Source organism: Streptomyces sp. SAI-127, assembly GCF_029894425.1.
In the GTDB taxonomy this organism is placed as follows: Bacteria; Actinomycetota; Actinomycetes; order Streptomycetales; family Streptomycetaceae; genus Streptomyces.
This window is the reverse complement of the sequence record NZ_JARXYJ010000001.1, coordinates 8,614,883-8,632,668: the sequence shown is the minus strand read 5'-3', so window position 1 is coordinate 8,632,668 and position 17,786 is coordinate 8,614,883. Positions and strand designations below refer to the sequence as shown.

Here is a 17,786-nt window from a genome sequence, read left to right as displayed (position 1 = left end):
GGCTCCCGGACTGTGCGCGTCGTGTGCGTCTCCCGCGCACGGGCCAGGGGTGTGCGCGTGACGCGGCTGACAGGGACGATGCCATGTGATCAACTTCTACGCCAGGGTGCGCCCCACATAGTCCGTGTCGTGAAGATGTGGCCCCGGCACGGGTGAACGCCAGTTGAACGGCACGCGCAGGTGAGTCAGTGAGTGGCAGGGTGAGCAGCATGAACGGTCGTGACCTGGTGCGTTCGGTGAAGGCGGTTGGTTCGGCGGGGGCGCCCCAGGGGTTGCGCACCGTGCGCGCCGCGTGGCGCAGGAGGCGCACCGACGCCCTCGGGCTGCCGGCGCGGGGGGCCGAGCGGGCGCGGGTGCCGGGGCCGATGCGGGACGTCGAGCCGGGCCCCGGTGGGGGTGTCATACGGTTCAGCCGCTCCGAGCTGCGGATCGTCGTCGCGGTGAACGGGGTGGTCTTCTGGGGGTGGGACGGGGCCGAGCCGGAGCCGTCGTACGCGCTCGCGGGCCGCTGCCCGGAGCCGGATCCCCGGGCGGTGCTGGAGCCGGACAAGGACGGCGGCTGGCGGGTCGTGGCCGAGCGGGCGACGGTCGTGGTGTCGCGGCACGGAGCGGTCGAAGTGCGTACGCCCGGCGGGGTGATCCTGCGCCGGGATCTGCCGCCCCGCTGGTGGGAGCCGGTGGGCGGCGGCGAGGCGCGCTGGATGCAGCGGTCGGAGGTGGCCGCCGACGCTCGGTTCTTCGGGCTGGGGGGACGGGCGTCGGGGCCTCGGTTGCGGGACGGGACGTATCGGCTGTGGAACACCGACCCGGGCCGGGCGTTCGGGCCGGGAGACGATCCGCTGTACGTCACGATGCCGGTGCAGCTGGTGGTGGCCGATGCCGCCACCCATCTCGTGTTCCACGACACCTCGTGGGACGGCACCGTGACCCTGCGGGAGGGCGAGGAGGGCGCCGGTTCCGGGCACGACCAGGTGGGGATGTCCGAGCTGCGGATGGCCGGCGGTCCGCTGCGCTGCTGGGTGATGGTGGGCACTCCCGCGCGCGTGCTGCTCGCCTGGGCCTCGCTGAGCGGTGCGCCCGCGCTGCCGCCGTCCTGGGCGCTCGGCCATCATCACGCCCGCTGGGGCTTCGGCAGTGAGCAGGAGGTGCGGCGGATCGTCGCCGGGTACCAGGAGCGGGCGCTGCCGCTCGATGCCGTCCATCTGGACATCGACCACTACGACGAGCACCAGGTGTTCACGGTCGACCAGGAGCGGTTTCCCAAGCTGCCCCAACTGGCCGAGGAACTGCTGCGGGACGGGATCCGGCTGGTGTCGATCGTCAACCCGGCGGTCAAGGCCGCGCCCGGCAACGCCGTCCATGACGGCGGAACGGCCGAGGACGCCTTCGTGCGGGACGCGTCGGGGCGGCTCGTGGAAGGGGTCGTGTGGCCCGGTGAGGCGGTCTATCCGGACTTCACGCACGCACGCGTGCGTGCCTGGTGGGGTCGCCTCTACCAGGAGAGGCTCACGGCGGGGTTCACGGGCTTCTGGCACGACATGAACGAGCCCACGTCCTTCAACGCGTTCGGTGAGACCACCCTGCCGCGATCGGCCAGGCACTCCCTGGAGGGCCGCGGCGGTGACCACCAGGAGGCTCACAACGTCTACGCGCTGTGCATGGCCCAGGCCGGATACGAGGGTCTGCGCGACCTGGTGCCGGACGAGCGGCCCTTCCTGTTGTCGCGTTCCGGATGGGCCGGCATACAGCGATACGGCGGCACCTGGTCCGGTGACGTGGCCACCGGCTGGCCGGGCCTGCGGGCTTCGCTGTCGCTCGTGATGGGACTCGGGCTGTGCGGGGTGCCGTACTCGGGGCCCGACGTGGGCGGCTACGACGGGCACCCCTCGCCCGAGCTGTATCTGCGCTGGTTCCAACTCGGCGCCTACCTGCCGTTGTTCCGTACACACGCGAGTCTGCGGGCAGGGCGCAGGGAGCCGTGGGAGTTCGGGGCCGACGTGCTGGAGCACGCGCGCGTGGCGCTCGTGGAACGCCGGAGGCTGCTGCCGTACTTCATGACGCTCGCGCAGTTGGCCCGGCGTACCGGTGCGCCTTACGTCCGGCCCGTGTGGTGGTCCGCGCCCGAGGACCGTGTCCTGCGGGACTGCGAGGACGTCTTTCTGCTGGGTGACTGCCTGCTCGTGGCACCGGTGCTCGATCCGGGCAGCGACCGGCGTGCGGTTCAGCTGCCGCGGGGGCGCTGGTACGACACGGCTACGGAACAGGTCTACGAGGGGCCGGGACAGGTGCTCGTCGACGCCCCGCTGTCGCGGATCCCGGTACTCGCGCGCGCGGGCGCCGTCATTCCGGTGCGGGGGGACGACGGCGGTCTCGAACTGGAGGTGTGGGCGCCCGCCCGGGGGCGGAGCGGGGGCGGGCTGGTCGTTGCGGATGCGGGCGACGGTTGGGACGAACCGGAGATCGAACGCTACGTCGCCCGCTGGGAGGGCCGGAAGGTGGTCGTTCAGCGGGAGGGCGAGGACGGCGTGAGCGAGCCGCCCCACCCCGTGCGGCTGCGCGGGCTGGGCGCGCGCTGAGGATCAGACGTAACGGCCCTCGAACCAGGCCCGAACGACCAGTGTGTGCAGCGGGAAAGCGAGCTCCTCCGGCCTGCGCAGGAGGTGCCAGCCCTCCGTCTCGTCCGTGGCGGCGGGCTGCGGGAGGCCGTCGGCGGGACGCTCCGGCAACACCCCGAACAGCAGCAGGTGCCCGTCGGGCGAGCTCAGCGCGTCGACGAGCCGTACGTCGCGGCTGGCCGCGTCGATGCCGGTCTCTTCCTTGAGTTCGCGGACCAGGGCGTGCCGCCAGTCCTCACGGTCGTCGAGGTAACCGCCGGGCAGGGCTATACCGCCGCGCGCGGGGGCGATGGTGCGAGTGATGACGACCAGGGCGGTGCCCTGTGTGTCGTACACGGGCTGGAGTGCGACGGCGACCGGCAAGGGGTTGCGGTAGGCCACCGTGTTGCAGGCCGGACAGGTGCGGGGCCAGCCCGTGACGCCCTCTCCGTAGGGCGCTCCGCAGCTCGAACAGTGGGAGTCGGGCGCGAAGTTGGGGGTGGAGTGCTGAGTTTCGGACACGCGGCGGACTGTATCTGATCATCGCATGCTCCGGTTCCGTTGGGCCCTCTGCCTCTTTGCGGCCGCCCGTGCGACACTTCTGACGTTCCGTCAGATCCGGCCCGGGGAGGGGTCTTGCCGCGCACACGCACACCTGTGGTCACCGGGTGGTTCGCCGGTGAGGGGGACGACTTCACACTTCTCGGAACCCGCTGCTCCGCCTGCGCGTCGGTCTTCTTCCCGCGCGAGGACAGCCACTGCCGCAACCCCGGATGCGACAGTGGCGATCTGGCGGAGATTCCCCTGTCGCGGCGCGGTCGCGTCTGGTCGTACACGGACAGCCGGTACCGGCCTCCGTCACCGTATGTGACCGATCCGGAACTTCCGTGGGAGCCGTACACGTTGATCGCTGTGGAGCTGGCCGCTGAGCGGATCGTGGTACTGGGGCAGGCGGTTCCCGGGGTCACCGTCGCCGACCTGGCGGTGGGCGCGGAGGTGGAGGTCGTCCCCGGTGTGCTCCATGAGGACGGCGAGACGGTCTGGACGACGTGGCACTGGCGGCCGACGGGGGTGACGGCATGACGGAAGAGGTGGCGGTGCTCGGCGCGGGCATGCACCCGTGGGGCAAATGGGGGCGCGGGTTCGTCGAGTACGGCGTGGCGGCCGCCCGCGCGGCACTGGCCGACGCGGGCCTCGAGTGGCGGGACGTCGGCTCGATCGTCGGCGCGGACACCGTGCGGGGCGGTTACCCGGGTTATGTGGCAGGGGCGACCTTCGCCAAGGCGCTCGGCTGGCAGGGGGCCCGTGTCGCCAGCGTGTACGCGGCGTGCGCGTCCGGGGCGCAGGCGGTGGCCGCCGCGCGGGCACAGATCCTCGCGGGACTGGCCGACGTGGTGCTCGTGGTGGGTGCCGATGCCGCACCGAAGGGGTTCTTCCGCCCCGCGGGCGGCGACCGGCCCGACGATCCGGACTGGCTGCGGTTCCGGGTCCTCGGCGCGACCAATCCGACCTACTTCGGGCTGTACGCGCGGCGGCGCATGGCCGTGCACGGGGACACGGTGGAGGACTTCGCTCAGGTCAAGGTGAAGAACGCGGCCCTGGGGGCGCTGAATCCGTATGCGCGGTACCGCAAGCGGGTGAGCGCGGAAGAGGTGGCGGCCTCCGCCGTCGTGGCAGATCCGCTGCGGCTGCTCGACATATGCGCCACCTCGGACGGCGGTGCGGCGCTCGTGCTCTCCAGCATGGAGTTCGCGCGTCGTAGGGGTGTGGCCGAGCCCGTGCGGATCAGGGCGGTGTCGACGGTGACGCCGACGTATCCGAACACCGTGCTGGACCTGCCGGACATCGCGACGGACTCCGCCGCCGCGGTCGAGCCCGCCGCCGGGACGTTCCGTGCGTCGATCGCGCGCGCGGCCTACGAGGAGGCCGGTGTCGGGCCGGAGGATCTCTCCCTCGCCGAGGTCTACGACCTGTCGACGGCCCTGGAGTTGCAGTGGTACGAGGATCTCGGACTGTGCGGGGAGGGCGAGGGCGCGAAGCTTTTGCGCGAGGGGGCGACGGCGCCGGGCGGACGCATACCCGTCAACACGAGCGGCGGACTCGCCTCATTCGGCGAGGCGGTCCCGGCCCAGGCGATCGCCCAGGTGTGCGAACTCACCTGGCAGTTGCGGGGCGACGGGGGTGCCCGGCAGGTCGAGCACGCGCACGTGGGGATCACCGCCAACCAGGGCCTGTTCGGACACGGGTCGGCGGTGATCGCCATGAGGTGATCGGAGGGAAAGGGGTTTCTCATGCGCTGTGTGAGCGCCCCGGAATCCTGCGTGAACGTCTCATGAACTGCGCTTAAGCGTGCACGAATGACGCCATCATGCTCCCGTGCGCTCCTGGACGGACACTCTCCGCTTCGCCTTCCAACCGGTGGTCAATCTGGCCACCGGCGGAGTCGCAGGGCTGGAGATACTCGCCCGTCCGGAGACCGGCGACATCCTGGCGGAGGCCCGCCGCGACCCCGAACTCGACGGTCGGCTCGCCGTGTTGGCGCTACGGGCGGCAGTGCGCAGGGAAACCCTGCTGCCGCTGCACGTCAACGTGTTCGCGGGCACGCTCGCCGACCTCGGCGGCCTCACCCCGCTGCACCATGCCGTACGTGAGGCGGGGCGGCTGCCGTGGGAGGTCACGATCGACGTGGGTCCGCCGTACACGCATGTGCCGCATCAGGGGCTGCTGGAGGCACTCTCCGAACTGCGGGGACAGGGCTTCCGGATCAGCGCGGACGGTGTGGGGGACGGGGACGTACCGCTGAGACTGCTTGTCGACATGTCGCCCGATCTCGTGAAGCTCGACGCGTCGCTGCTGGTCCGGCCCTCGGCAGTACGGGCGATGCGGACCCTGTGCGACGAACTCGGGGCGCTCCTGTGTGTCGAGGGAGTGGAGACGGAACTGCAGTACGGGGCCGCGCTGTCGGCCGGCGCGCAGCTGGCGCAGGGCACGCTGTTCGCGCCGCCGTCCCGGCTTCCCGCGGCGGAGGTGTACGTTCCGCCCCGCTCCCCCACTGACGCGTCGCCACCGCGGTCCGGTCCTTCGGTACGGGAGTTCGTGCGCCCCGCCGCGCTGTTGCCGGCCACCGCCTCCGCGGGTCAGGTGCGGGCGCTGCTGACCGGGGCACCCGACGTGTCGGGGGTACTGCTCGTGGACAGGAACGGGGTGCCGTTCCGCTCGGTGCACCGGTCGCGTTTCCTGCTGTCGATGTCGGGCCGCTACGGACACGCCCTGTACGCCGAACGCCCCGCGGCGAAGCTCGGCGATCCACCACGGACGGTGGGGATCGACGCCACCGCGTGGGAGGTCCTGGACGTGGTCGCCGTGGGCGACCGGGACCGCACGTCGGACGACGTGGCCGTGGTCGACCGGCACGGCCGCTGCGTGGGTGTCGTACGGCTCGCGGATCTCGTACGGGCGCTGAGCGAGACCCGTGTGGAGGAGGCGGCCGGGCTCAATCCGCTGACGCGGCTGCCGGGTTCGGACGCGATCACGGGCGAGGTGGACCGGCGTATCGCGGCCGGGCGGACGTTCGCGCTGAGCTGGCTGGACGTCGACCACTTCAAGCAGGTCAACGACGGGGCCGGGTTCGCAGCGGGCGACGAGCTCATCCGCGCGGTGGGACGGTTGCTGCAGCACGCGGCGACCGGCACCGCGCGCGTGGGGCACATCGGCGGGGACGACTTCCTGGTGCTGGCGGCCCCGGAGGAGCTGGCTCCGCTGGCCGCCGCCGTGCTGGACGCTCCCTGGGCGGCGGGCGGGCGGCCCGTGACACTCTCCCTGGCCACCGTGGAATGCCTGCCCGGCAGTGTGGCGGACCACAGGGAGGCGGCCGCGTGTCTGGCGCCGCTGAAGAAGGCCGCGAAGGCGCTCAGCGGGGCCAGTTGGGTCGTGGGGCGGGCAGGGCTGCCCGGGCACGAGATCCGGCGCGCAGCGGGCGCGGAGGCCGCTTCGACGGGGTATGCGGTGGCGGAGCCGGGGAGGGGCTGAGGGCACAACCGGGAAGGCCCCTTTCGGCTCGTGCCCGTCTCAGCGGCCCAGCGCCCGTTGCTCGGGGCGGTTCGACAGCCCGTCCCAACCGTTGCCGTCGGCGACCTTGACGCCCCCCGGGGCCCGGTGAACACTTCCGGTGTCAGTCGACATCGCCGTACATTCTCGGCGTATCCAGGCACCACGCCGCGCGGGCCCCCACGAGCTCAGGCCCATTCCCCCACGGGCGATTCGGCTGCGACGGCACGCTCGTCGCGGACGCCGGGCGGGGCGCGGGATTCTCCCTGCCTTCGGCAGTTCGCCAAGGGAACCGCAACCCTGCACGGAGGACCGGGGCGGGAACGTCCCGGGCCAGGGCCTAGGAGCCGCCATGAGCAACGGAGACGTATTTCTCGGTGAGGTCATCGGTACGGCGATTCTGATTCTCTTCGGCGCCGGCGTGGTCGCTGCCGTCGTACTCAACTATTCCAAGGCGAAGGACTCCGGCTGGGTCGTCATCGCGTTCGGCTGGGGCTTCGGCGTGCTCGCCGGGGCGTACACCGCCGCACCGCTGTCCGGCGGACATCTCAACCCCGCCGTGACCCTCGGGATCGCCATCGACACCGGGGACTGGGACCAGGTTCCCCTCTACATCGCCGGTCAGATGGTCGGCGCGATGCTCGGGGCGGTCCTGTGCTGGCTGGTCTACTACGCGCAGTTCCAGGCCAACGCCGAGGAGGAGATCGCCCAGCCGACGCTCGGGATCTTCTCCACCGCGCCCGCGATCCGCAATCCCGTGGCGAACCTGGTCACCGAGATCATCGCGACGATCGGCCTGGTCCTGCCGATCCTGGCCTTCGGCCTCACCAAGGGACTCGGCGAGTCCGGTACCGCGGTCCTCGTCGTCGCCTTCCTGGTCGTCGGCATCGGTCTGTCGCTCGGCGGGCCCACCGGATACGCCATCAACCCGGCCCGTGACCTGGGCCCGCGCATCGTCCACGCCCTGCTGCCGATTCCCCACAAGGGCACCTCGGACTGGAGTTACGCGTGGATCCCGGTGGTGGGACCGCTGATCGGCGGGGCGCTGTCCGGGGTGATCTTCAACGCAGCCTTCTGAACACAGCTCGTGTGAACACAGCCCTCGTGAAACGCAGCCTTGTGCAGGAACCGACGAAGGGGACGTCATGACGGACAAGTTCGTCGCCGCTATCGACCAGGGCACCACCTCCAGCCGCTGCATCATCTTCAACCAGGACGGCGCGATCGTGGCCGTCGACCAGCGCGAGCACCGCCAGATCTTCCCCAAGCCCGGCTGGGTGGAGCACGACGCCACCGAGATCTGGTCCAAGGTGCAGGCCGTCGTCGCCGGGGCGATCGCCAAGGCCGGGCTGCGGGCCGACCAGCTCAGCGCGCTCGGCATCACCAACCAGCGCGAGACGACGCTCCTGTGGGACCGCGCGACGGGCAAGCCCGTGCACAACGCGATCGTGTGGCAGGACACCCGCACCGCGGCGCTGACCAGGCAGCTCGGCGGCCCCGACGGGCAGGACCGTTTCCGCGAGCAGACCGGACTGCCGCTGGCCACCTACTTCTCGGGACCGAAGGCGGCCTGGCTGCTGGACAACGTGCCGGGGCTGCGCGCACGCGCCGAGAACGGTGAGATCGCCTTCGGCACCATCGACTCCTGGCTGATCTGGAACCTCACCGGCGGCACGGACGGCGGGCAGCACGTCACCGACGTGACGAACGCCGGACGGACCATGCTGATGAACCTGGAGACCCTCCAGTGGGATCAGTCCATCCTGTCCGCGATGAACGTGCCCGACGCCGTGCTGCCCGAGATCAGGTCGTCCGCCGAGGTCTACGGCACCGCGGTCGGCCAACTGGCGGGCGTGCCCGTGGCGTCCGCGCTGGGCGACCAGCAGGCCGCCGTGTTCGGGCAGGCCTGCTACGACGTGGGCACGGCCAAGAACACCTACGGCACGGGCTCCTTCCTGCTGCTCAACACGGGCAATCGGCCGGTCCCTTCGAAGAACGGGCTGCTGACGACGATGGGCTACAAGATCGGCAGTGAGGCGCCGGTGTACTGCCTGGAGGGGTCGATCGCCATAACGGGCGCCCTGGTTCAGTGGTTCCGCGATCAGCTCGGCATCATCCGTACCGCCGACGAGATCGAACCCCTGGCGGCGAGCGTCGAGGACAACGGCGGCGCGTACATCGTGCCCGCCTTCTCCGGCCTGTTCGCGCCCTACTGGCGCTCCGACGCGCGCGGTGTCGTCACGGGTCTCACGCGGTACGTCACCAAGGCGCACCTCGCGCGCGCGGTGCTCGAAGCGACGAGCTGGCAGACGCGCGAGGTCGTGGACGCCATGTACCAGGACTCCGGGGTGCAGATCACCACCCTGAAGGTGGATGGCGGCATGACCAAGAACAACCTGCTCATGCAGCACCAGGCCGATGTGCTCGACGTGCCGGTGGTCCGGCCGAAGGTCTCCGAGACCACGTGCCTGGGTGCCGCGTACGCGGCCGGGCTCGCCACAGGCGTGTGGAACGACCTCGACGAGCTGAAGTCCCACTGGCAGAAGGACGTCGAGTGGACGCCGAACATGGAGGCGTCCGTCCGGGACCGTCAATACCACAACTGGCGCAAGGCCGTGGAGAAGAGCTTCGGCTGGGAGGACGACGGCGAGAACTAGGCACGCGCGCGTGGTGCCGAGAAGCCGCGGCCCGTACCCCTGTCGGCGGGGGTACGGGCCGCACCCGTGTCTCAGGTGGTGACGGTCTGGCGGCGCCGCGCCGAGTACGCCATGGCGTGCTGGACGACGCCTACCAAGACGTCCTTGACCGACTGCTTGTGCCGGGCGTCGCACAGCACGATCGGGACGTCCTCGTCGAGGTCGAGGGCCTGGCGTACGTCCTCCTCCGGGTAACGGATCGCTCCCTCGAAGCAGTTGACGCCGACGAGGAAGGGTATGGAACGCCGCTCGAAGTAGTCGACGGCCGCGAAGCAGTCCTCCAGGCGGCGGGTGTCGGCAAGCACGACGGCTCCGAGGGCACCTTCGGAGAGTTCGTCCCACATGAACCAGAACCGTTCCTGCCCGGGTGTACCGAACAGGTACAGCACCAGGTCTTCGCGCAGGGTGATGCGCCCGAAGTCCATGGCGACGGTCGTGGTGCGCTTGCCCTCGACGCCGCTCGTGTCGTCGACCGGGCGTCCTGCCTCGGTCAGCAGTTCCTCGGTGCGCAGCGGCCTGATCTCGCTGACCGCGCCCACGAACGTGGTCTTGCCCACGCCGAAGCCGCCGGCCACCAGGATCTTGAGCGTGACGGGCTCGACCGGGGGCTTGCCGCGCTCAGAACGCCCGAAGATCATTGGCCTCTTCTCCTGCTTGCTGGGGGGGGTGTTGGGGTCGACGGCGGGCCATAGCCTCCGCCGCCGGGGGTCTCGATGACGAGTACGTCGCCGGGGCCGACGTCCGCCGAGTCGCGACCGCCGAGTTCGGTGACCGTACCGTCCGCGTGTTCCACGCGGTTGGCGCCCAGCGCACCGGGCTCGCCGCCCGCCATGCCGTACGGGGGCACCCTACGGTGCTGGGACAGGGTGGAGACCTTCATGGGCTCGTGGAACCGGATGCGGCGCACGGCGCCGTCTCCGCCGTGCCACATTCCTGCGCCCCCGCTGCCGGGCCGCAGCGCGAACTCGTCGAGCCGTACGGGCAGTCGCCATTCCAGGACCTCGGGGTCCGTGAGCCGCGAGTTGGTCATGTGGGTCTGGACCACGGGCGCGCCGGGGAAGCCGTCGCCCGCGCCGGACCCCGAGGCCACGGTCTCGTAGTACTGGTGGCGTTCGTTGCCGAAGGTGACGTTGTTCATGGTGCCGGAGCCCTCGGCCTGAACACCGAGCGCGGCATACAGGGCGCCCGTGATGGCCTGCGAGGTCTCCACGTTGCCCGCGACGACGGCGGCCGGCGGTTCGGGCGCCAGCATGGAGCCGGGCGGTACGACGATGTCCAGCGGGCGCAGACAGCCGTCGTTGAGCGGGATGTCGTCGTCGACGAGCGTCCGGAACACGTACAGGACAGCCGCGTTGACCACCGCGAAGGGCGCGTTGAAGTTGGTGGTCAGCTGGGCGGACGTACCGGTGAAGTCGACGGTGGCGGAGCGGTTTTCGCGGTCCACGCGCACGCGGACGTGGATGACGGCGCCCGAGTCGGTCTCGTAGGCGTACTCGCCGTCGTCCAGGGCGTCGATCACCCGGCGCACGGCCTCTTCGGCGTTGTCCTGGACGTGCTTCATGTACGCCTGGACGACGTCGAGACCGAAGTTCTCGATCATGCGGCCGACTTCGTCGACGCCCTTGCGGTTGGCGGCGATCTGGGCGCGGAGGTCGGCGAGGTTGGTCTTCGGATTGCGGGAGGGGTACGGCGCCTCGGTGAGCAGGCGGAGGGTCTCCTCCTCGCGGAAGCGGCCGTTCTCCGCGAGCAGCCAGTTGTCGAAGAGGACGCCCTCCTCCTCGATGGTGCTGCTGTCGGCGGGCATGGAGCCGGGGGCGATGCCGCCGATCTCGGCGTGATGGCCGCGGGAAGCGACGTAGAAGAGGATCCTCTGATCACTCTCCGTGGTCCTCGCGTCGAACACCGGGGTGATCACGGTGACGTCGGGCAGGTGGGTGCCGCCGTGGTACGGGTCGTTGACCGCGTAGGTGTCCCCGGGGTTCATGGACGGGCCGCGCCTGCGGATGACCTCTTGGACGCTGGTGCCCATGGAGCCGAGGTGGACGGGGATGTGTGGGGCGTTGGCCACCAGGTTTCCGTCCGGGTCGAAGAGGGCGCAGGAGAAGTCGAGGCGTTCCTTGATGTTGACGGACTGGGCCGTGGACTCCAGCCGGGCGCCCATTTGTTCGGCGATGGACATGAAGAGGTTGTTGAAGACCTCGAGCAGAACCGGGTCGGCTTTTGTGTCGAGATCGGAACTCTCCGTAATCACCACGCGTTCCATGACCAGATGCCCGTCGTCGGTCGTCGCGGCCCGCCAGCCGTCGTCGACGACGGTCGTCGCACTGGTCTCGGTGATGATCGCGGGGCCGGTGACGGTCTCGCCGGGAGGCAGGTCCTCGCGGCGGTGGAGGGGGACGTCGCGCCAGGTGCCAGCCGTGTGGAGGCGGACGGTGTCGGGGGCGGTGGGATTGCCCTGGTAGACGGCCAGGGCGGAGAGATCGGGGGGTTCGGTGATGCCGGTGGCTTCGACGGAGAGGGCTTCGACGACGAGCGGGCGGTCGAGGGTGAAGGAGTACGTGGCGCGATGGCGTTCCTCGAAGGCGTGCCTCATCGCGGTCGGCTCGGTCAGCTCGACGGTGAGGGGGGTGTCGGTGCCGTCGTAGCGGAGCTGGGCGCGGCGGGTTACCTGGATCCGGTTCTCGGGGACGTCCTCGGCGCGGAGTTCGGCGCGGGCGGCGCTTTCCAGGTCGTCGGCGGTCTTGAGGACGCCGGACATGGCGGCGGGCTCCAGGGGTGCCTCGACGGACTGTTCACGCATGGCCGTGGTGTCGGCGAGTCCGATGCCGAGCGCGGAGAGGACACCGGCCATGGGCGGCACCAGGACCGTGCGCATGCCGAGCGAGTCGGCGACCATGCACGCGTGCTGGCCACCCGCCCCGCCGAAGGTGGTGAGGGCGTAGCGGGTGACGTCGTGGCCCTTCTGGACGGAGATCCGCTTGACGGCGTTGGCGATGTTGGCGACGGCGATCTGGAGGTATCCCTCGGCGACCTGTTCGGGAGTGCGGTCGTCACCGGTCCGCTCGCGGATCTCGCGGGCGAGGGCGGTGAAGCGGTCGCGGACGAGTTCGGCGTCGAGGGGCTGGTCGCCGTCCGGGCCGAACACCTTGGGGAAGTGGGCGGGTTGGATGCGGCCGAGCATCACGTTGGCGTCGGTGACGGCGAGCGGGCCGCCGCCCCGGTAGCAGGCGGGGCCCGGGTCCGCGCCCGCCGAGTCCGGCCCTACGCGGTAGCGGGAGCCGTCGAAGTGCAGGACCGAACCGCCGCCGGCCGCGACGGTGTGGATGTCCAGCATGGGGGCGCGCAGCCGGACACCGGCGATCTGGGTGGTGAAGACGCGCTCGTACTCGCCCGCGAAGTGCGAGACGTCGGTGGAGGTGCCGCCCATGTCGAAGCCGATGACCCGGTCGAAGCCGGCCAGTTGGGACATCCGGGCCATCCCGACGATGCCGCCGGCGGGGCCGGAGAGGATGGCGTCCTTGCCGCGGAACTGCCGCGCTTCGGCGAGGCCGCCGTTCGACTGCATGAACATCAGCCGCACGCCTTCGAGTTCGTCGGCGACGTGCCGGACGTATCGGCGCAGTACCGGCGACAGGTAGGCGTCGACGACGGCGGTGTCCCCGCGCGGGACGAGCTTCATCAGCGGGCTGACCTCGCTGGAGAGCGAGATCTGCGGAAAGCCGATACGGGCGGCGAGCCGGCCGATCGCCTGCTCATGGGCGGGGTGGAGGTGGCTGTGCATGCAGACCACGGCGACGGCCCGGATCCCGTCGTCGTACGCCTCCTGGAGGGAACCGGCGAGGGCGTCCAGGTCTGGGGCGCGCAGCACCGTGCCGTCGGCAGCGACGCGCTCGTCGGCCTCCACGACCCGCTCGTGGAGGAGTTCCGGCAGTTCGATGCGGCGGGCGAAGATGCGGGGGCGGTTCTGGTAGGCGATGCGCAGGGCGTCGCGGAAGCCGCGGGTGATGACGAGGAGGGTACGTTCCCCCTTGCGTTCCAGCAGGGCGTTGGTGGCGACGGTGGTGCCCATGCGGACGGCGTCGACGGGTTCCCCGGAGCCGTCCAGGAGCGTGCGGACCCCGGCGACCGCGGCGTCAGCGTAGCGGGCCGGGTTCTCCGAGAGCAGCTTGTGGGTGAGCAGGCGGCCGTCGGGGCGTCGCGCGACGATGTCGGTGAAGGTGCCGCCTCGGTCGACCCAGAACTGCCAGCCTGTCGTCACGTCCGTCTCCCCGATCGCACTGCTCGCAACCGTGTCCGCGGGCTGGTGGGCGGCCGTCCGCGGATGGTCGTCGACGATCAGTCAGATCATATCGGCAGGGGTGTTCCGGCGCCCGCCACGGACCGGTGGGGGCTCCCGGCGCGGGTCCGTGCCACGTCCTCGGTGTTCCCCGAGGTCAGGCGCGCGCGGTGGGCGCGCCGGGCCGCGCCGTGCCCGGACACCGTCCGGGCACGTCTCCCGGCACTGACGGCGCGGCCCCAGGGAGGGCCGGCCAGTCGGTCACAGGGCTCTGAGGCCGTTGATCACGTCGCGCAGGATGCTCTCGTCCGGGAGCTCGGCGGGCGGCACCGGCCGGTTCACGTGGACCCACTCCGAGGCCACGAGGTCGCCTATGAGGACCCGTACGACCCCGATCGGCAGGTCGAGTTCGGAGGACAGCTCGGCGACCGACTGGGGGGTGTCCCGACACAGGTCGACGATGTCCACGTGCTCGGGGGACAGCGAGTGGTCCCCTTCGGGATCGACCGTATGGGATTCGGCCACGACGACCGCGATGAGGTCGAGACGGTGCTGCCCGGCACTCGTGGTGCGGCCGCGTGTCATGGCATACGGACGGACCACCGGTCCGGCCTCGTCGTCGAACCAGTGGCTTCTTCCCTGACCGTCTGTGCTCATGCCATCTCACTACCCGCTCTGAGGCAGATCGGTGCGTGGGGCGGCCCCGAGATGCACACCGACCCGCTTGACCAGGAGCGTCATCTCGTACGCGACGAGGCCCACGTCCGAGTCGGCGTCCGAGAGGACGGCGAGGCAGCTGCCGTCGCCGGCGGCCGTCACGAACAGGAAGGCGTCGTCCAGTTCCACGACCGTCTGCCGGACGTTGCCCGCCTCGAAGTGCCGGCCCACGCCCTTGGCAAGGCTGTGGAACCCGGACGCCACGGCCGCGAGATGCTCGCTGTCCTCGCGGGTCAGGTCCTGGGACACGCCGGTCGGGAGGCCGTCGCTGGAGAGCACCAGGGCCTTGCGGATGCTCGCGACGCGGTCCACCAGGTCGTCGAGGAGCCAGTTCAGCTCGCCGGACTTGTCGGTCGCCTTTGGTGCGGTCATCGACCGTCCCCCTTAGTCGTTCGTTGTGGTGCTGTGCCGCCTGGCAGGTCGTCGCCCACGGCGTTCTCCTCACGGCCACGCTGCCAGCCGCGCTGGAGCGAGGCCATTCGGCTGCGTACCTCGTCGGCGTCCCGTTCGGCGGGCTCCGCCTGGTTCTGGGGGCGCCGCTCCGGGGCCTGTTTGAGCTGCGGGGCCAGATTGGCCTGACGTACCCGGCGGGGCAGCGGGGCGGTGCCGGGGGCACCGTCCTGGGACCCGCGTGCGGCGCCGAGGGGTGGTCTGCCCGCGCCGGATGCTCCGGAGGCGCCGCGGGCGGACTCACCCCAGCCGGGACGTACGACGCCGTCCGGGGCGGAGTCGGCCGGGCCGCCCCTGCCGAGGGCGCCCGGAGCGGGTGCGACGGGGCCGAGAGCGGGTGCGTCCGGCCTGCCGGTGGCACCGGTGGCGGAGTCACCCGAGTCCGGGCCCGTGCCGCTGGACGCGATCTCGGCACGCCGGGTGCGTCGGGGCAGGACCGGAGCGCCGGACGGTCCGCCGGGTTCGCGGCTCGGGGATGCGGAGGAGGTCGGTGTTTCCGTCAGCTCGTCGAGGCGGTCGGCCACGCCGGTGCCCCGGCGCAGGGCCGCGGCGCGGCGGCGGCTCGGCAGCGTGGGAGGTTCGGAGCGCGCGGGCCCCTGCCCCGCCGCGGGGGTCGCCGGCCGGGACGCGCCCGGGCCGATCGCCGGTGGCTCGTCCGTCTCCTCGCGTCCCGTCCGCTCGCCGGTGACCGGGCGTCCGTGGGAGGTGACCAGCTTGGGAGTGCGGCGGCGGGACAGTGACACCGGGGCGTCCGGGCCGCCGTCGCCGATGTCCGCCCCGTCGGTTCCCGGGGCTTCGTCGTCGACCTGGGCCAGGGAGCGGCGCGGGCGGAACAGTCCGCCACGCTCGCTGTCCTCGGAGTCGAGCACACCCGGGAAGTCGTTCAGGGCGTCCAGGTCGACAGGGGCTTCCAGTTCGACCGGGCCGTCCAGGATCGCGGGCGGCCTGCCCTCCAGTTGGGCCGGTCCCCGGGTGAGCGAGACGCGCTGGGCCTCCTCCAGTTCGGCCTCCTTCGACGGCCGGGGGCGGTCGAGACGGAAGCCGATGCCGTTGGTGTCCGGGACGTCGTCGGTCAGCAGCGCGTCGGGAATGAAGACGACGGCCGTCGTGCCGCCGTACGGCGAAGGCTGCAGCGAGACCCTGACGTTCTGCCGCTGGGCGAGCCGGCTGACCACGAACAGACCGAGCCGGTCGGTGTCGGAGAGCTCGAACTCCGGTGTCTCGGCGAGCCGGAGGTTGGCGTCGAGCAGTGCGTCGGCGGCCATGCCGAGTCCGCGGTCGTGGATCTCCAGGGTGAAGCCGTTGGCGACGCGCTCGCCCAGGACCTGGACGGCGGTGTGCGGCGGGGAGAACACCGTGGCGTTCTCCAGGAGTTCGGCCACGAGATGCGTGAGGTCCGCGACGGCCGGGCCGGTCACGGCCACCCGGGGCAGCCTGCGGACCTCGATGCGCTCGTAGTCCTCGACCTCTGCGACGGCGGCGCGGACGACGTCCATGAGCTGGACGGGTTTGCGCCACTGCCGGGAGGGCGCCGCGCCGGAGAGGATCACCAGGCCCTCGGCGTGCCGGCGCATACGGGTGGTCAGGTGGTCGAGGCGGAAGAGGTCGGCGAGTTCGTCGGTGTCCTCGGTGCGGCGCTCCATGGTGTCGAGCAGCGTGAGCTGCTTGTGCAGCAGGACCTGGCTGCGGCGGGCGAGGTTGACGAAGACCTCGGAGACCCCGGCGCGCAACTCCGCCTGCTTGACGGCGGCTTCGACGGCTGCGCGCTGCAGGGTGTTGAGGGCCTGGCCGACCTCACCCATCTCGTTCTTGTCGTACTCCAGGCGCGGGACCTCGGTCTCGACGTCGACCTGTTCGCCCACGGAGAGACGGCGCATCACGCTGGGCAGCCGTACGCCGGAGGCCTCGTGGGCCTCCAGGCGCAGTTGCCTCAGGTCGCGGATGAGTGTGCGGCCGACGCGCACGGACAGCACGAGCGAGAAGAGCAGGGCGACCAGGCCGAGGACGCCGACGACGGCCGCCTTGATGATCACGCCCATCGCGTCCGGCCGGACGCGGTCCTGGAGGCGGTCGCCCGCCTGGTCGTCGAGCTTGGCGAGTTCGTCGAGCACACTGCCCGCGGCGGCGTCCCAGCTCTTGGCGCTGACGTTGCCGTCGCTGCCGGGATCGGCACCGGCGACGGACTGCTCGGCGGAGCGCAGCGGGGCGGTGCCGGCGTTCTTCCAGAAACGCTCGTACCGCTCGCGTTCCGACGTCGGCAGCACTCCCAGGTTGATCTCGTACAGCAGGGTCCGCTGGGCGACGAGGTCGGAGACGTCACGGATCTCGTCGTGAGTGAGCTTGCCCACCACCAGGGCGGAGCCGAGCAGGGCGTCCTCGCGGGAGAGCAGTTCGCGGGCCCGGGTGATGTTGACCAGAGCCCGTGCCTGCTTGTCCAACTCGACGCTGTCGACGCCGTCGAGGGTGGCGAGCAGGTCGTAGGCGGGGTCGACGAGGCGGTTGTACTGGTAGAAGGCCTGGAGACGGGTGACCGTGCCCTCCTCGACGCTGCGGCGCAGTGAGTCGATGCCGTCGAACTCGTCCAGGACAGCGGTGAGGCGTTCGTCGTCGTCCTGGTCCAGTCCGTCGCGGACATCGGGGTCGCGCGAGTTCTGCCGGAACTTGGCGATGGCGTCATCGGAGGCGTTCCTCGTGCTGCGCAGCGCGGACAGGGCGTCCGACGCGCGCGGATCAGCCAGATAGACAAGCGTCTGGCGGCGTTCCTGCTGGAGCACGCGCACGGTGTCCTCGATGGGATAACCGAGCTTCTCCGTGACGGTCGACACCTGGAAGAGCTGGGCGACCTCACGTCCCGTCAGCACCGTGGCGAAGCCCCACACCGCGATCAGGGACACCAGCGGCACGAGAAGCAGTGCCACGATCTTCCGGCGGATCGACTTCCCGCGAAAGCGCATGGCCTCCCCCAGCTCGACCCCCGCCGGCCGGGGGTACATATGTACGTCAACA

At 71.1% G+C, this 17,786-nt stretch carries 11 protein-coding genes and 1 pseudogene; 6 read left to right on the top strand and 6 right to left on the bottom strand.

The annotated features are described in order from the left end of the window. Nucleotides 1–209: 209 nt before the first annotated feature. Complete coding sequence (locus tag M2157_RS39675) at nucleotides 210–2,576, top strand: TIM-barrel domain-containing protein (protein WP_280856328.1); 2,367 nt, start codon at nucleotides 210–212, stop codon at nucleotides 2,574–2,576. 3 nt (nucleotides 2,577–2,579) lie between these two features. On the opposite strand, the gene M2157_RS39670 is transcribed toward M2157_RS39675, so the two are convergent. Further along, nucleotides 2,580–3,116 (bottom strand): NUDIX domain-containing protein, encoded by a 537-nt coding sequence (locus tag M2157_RS39670; RefSeq protein WP_280856329.1) that lies wholly within the window; start codon nucleotides 3,114–3,116, stop codon nucleotides 2,580–2,582. Between the two features lie 135 nt (nucleotides 3,117–3,251). Here M2157_RS39670 and M2157_RS39665 point away from each other — a divergent pair, with 135 nt between their 5' ends. The 5 genes from M2157_RS39665 to glpK all read left to right on the top strand — a co-directional run bounded on the left by M2157_RS39665 (nucleotide 3,252) and on the right by glpK (nucleotide 9,298). Continuing rightward, nucleotides 3,252–3,677: a zinc ribbon domain-containing protein gene (locus M2157_RS39665; protein WP_280858947.1), complete on the top strand. Its 426-nt coding sequence runs from the start codon at nucleotides 3,252–3,254 to the stop codon at nucleotides 3,675–3,677. Next, nucleotides 3,674–4,864: a lipid-transfer protein gene (locus tag M2157_RS39660; RefSeq protein WP_280856330.1), complete on the top strand. Its 1,191-nt coding sequence runs from the start codon at nucleotides 3,674–3,676 to the stop codon at nucleotides 4,862–4,864. The genes M2157_RS39665 and M2157_RS39660 overlap by 4 nt, the downstream gene beginning before the upstream one ends. A 106-nt stretch (nucleotides 4,865–4,970) precedes the next feature. Beyond that, entirely contained in the window at nucleotides 4,971–6,623 is a 1,653-nt protein-coding gene (locus M2157_RS39655) for a GGDEF domain-containing protein (protein ID WP_280856331.1), read from the top strand. 370 nt (nucleotides 6,624–6,993) lie between these two features. Then, entirely contained in the window at nucleotides 6,994–7,719 is a 726-nt protein-coding gene (locus tag M2157_RS39650; protein ID WP_280856332.1) for an MIP/aquaporin family protein, read from the top strand. 67 nt (nucleotides 7,720–7,786) lie between these two features. Beyond that, a complete protein-coding gene (gene glpK / locus M2157_RS39645; protein WP_280856333.1) occupies nucleotides 7,787–9,298 on the top strand; it encodes a glycerol kinase GlpK in 1,512 nt (503 codons plus the stop codon). A gap of 71 nt (nucleotides 9,299–9,369) precedes the next feature. Here the strand turns inward: glpK and M2157_RS39640 are convergent, their stop codons facing one another. From M2157_RS39640 to M2157_RS39620, 5 genes and pseudogenes are all read right to left on the bottom strand, one after another. After that, nucleotides 9,370–9,975, bottom strand: coding sequence for an ATP/GTP-binding protein (locus tag M2157_RS39640; RefSeq protein ID WP_266525905.1), 606 nt, complete (start codon nucleotides 9,973–9,975; stop codon nucleotides 9,370–9,372). Beyond that, a pseudogene (locus tag M2157_RS39635) lies at nucleotides 9,956–13,595 on the bottom strand (hydantoinase B/oxoprolinase family protein). Before M2157_RS39635 ends, M2157_RS39640 begins: the two are co-directional and overlap by 20 nt. Nucleotides 13,596–13,874: 279 nt before the next feature. After that, on the bottom strand, nucleotides 13,875–14,270 hold the full coding sequence (locus M2157_RS39630) for a DUF742 domain-containing protein (protein ID WP_266525907.1): 396 nt from the start codon (nucleotides 14,268–14,270) through the stop codon (nucleotides 13,875–13,877). Between the two features lie 9 nt (nucleotides 14,271–14,279). Then, nucleotides 14,280–14,702 (bottom strand): roadblock/LC7 domain-containing protein, encoded by a 423-nt coding sequence (locus M2157_RS39625; protein ID WP_280856335.1) that lies wholly within the window; start codon nucleotides 14,700–14,702, stop codon nucleotides 14,280–14,282. Beyond that, nucleotides 14,699–17,734, bottom strand: a complete 3,036-nt coding sequence (locus M2157_RS39620; RefSeq protein ID WP_280867568.1) for a nitrate- and nitrite sensing domain-containing protein — start codon at nucleotides 17,732–17,734, stop codon at nucleotides 14,699–14,701. Before M2157_RS39620 ends, M2157_RS39625 begins: the two co-directional genes overlap by 4 nt. Nucleotides 17,735–17,786 lie beyond the last annotated feature (52 nt).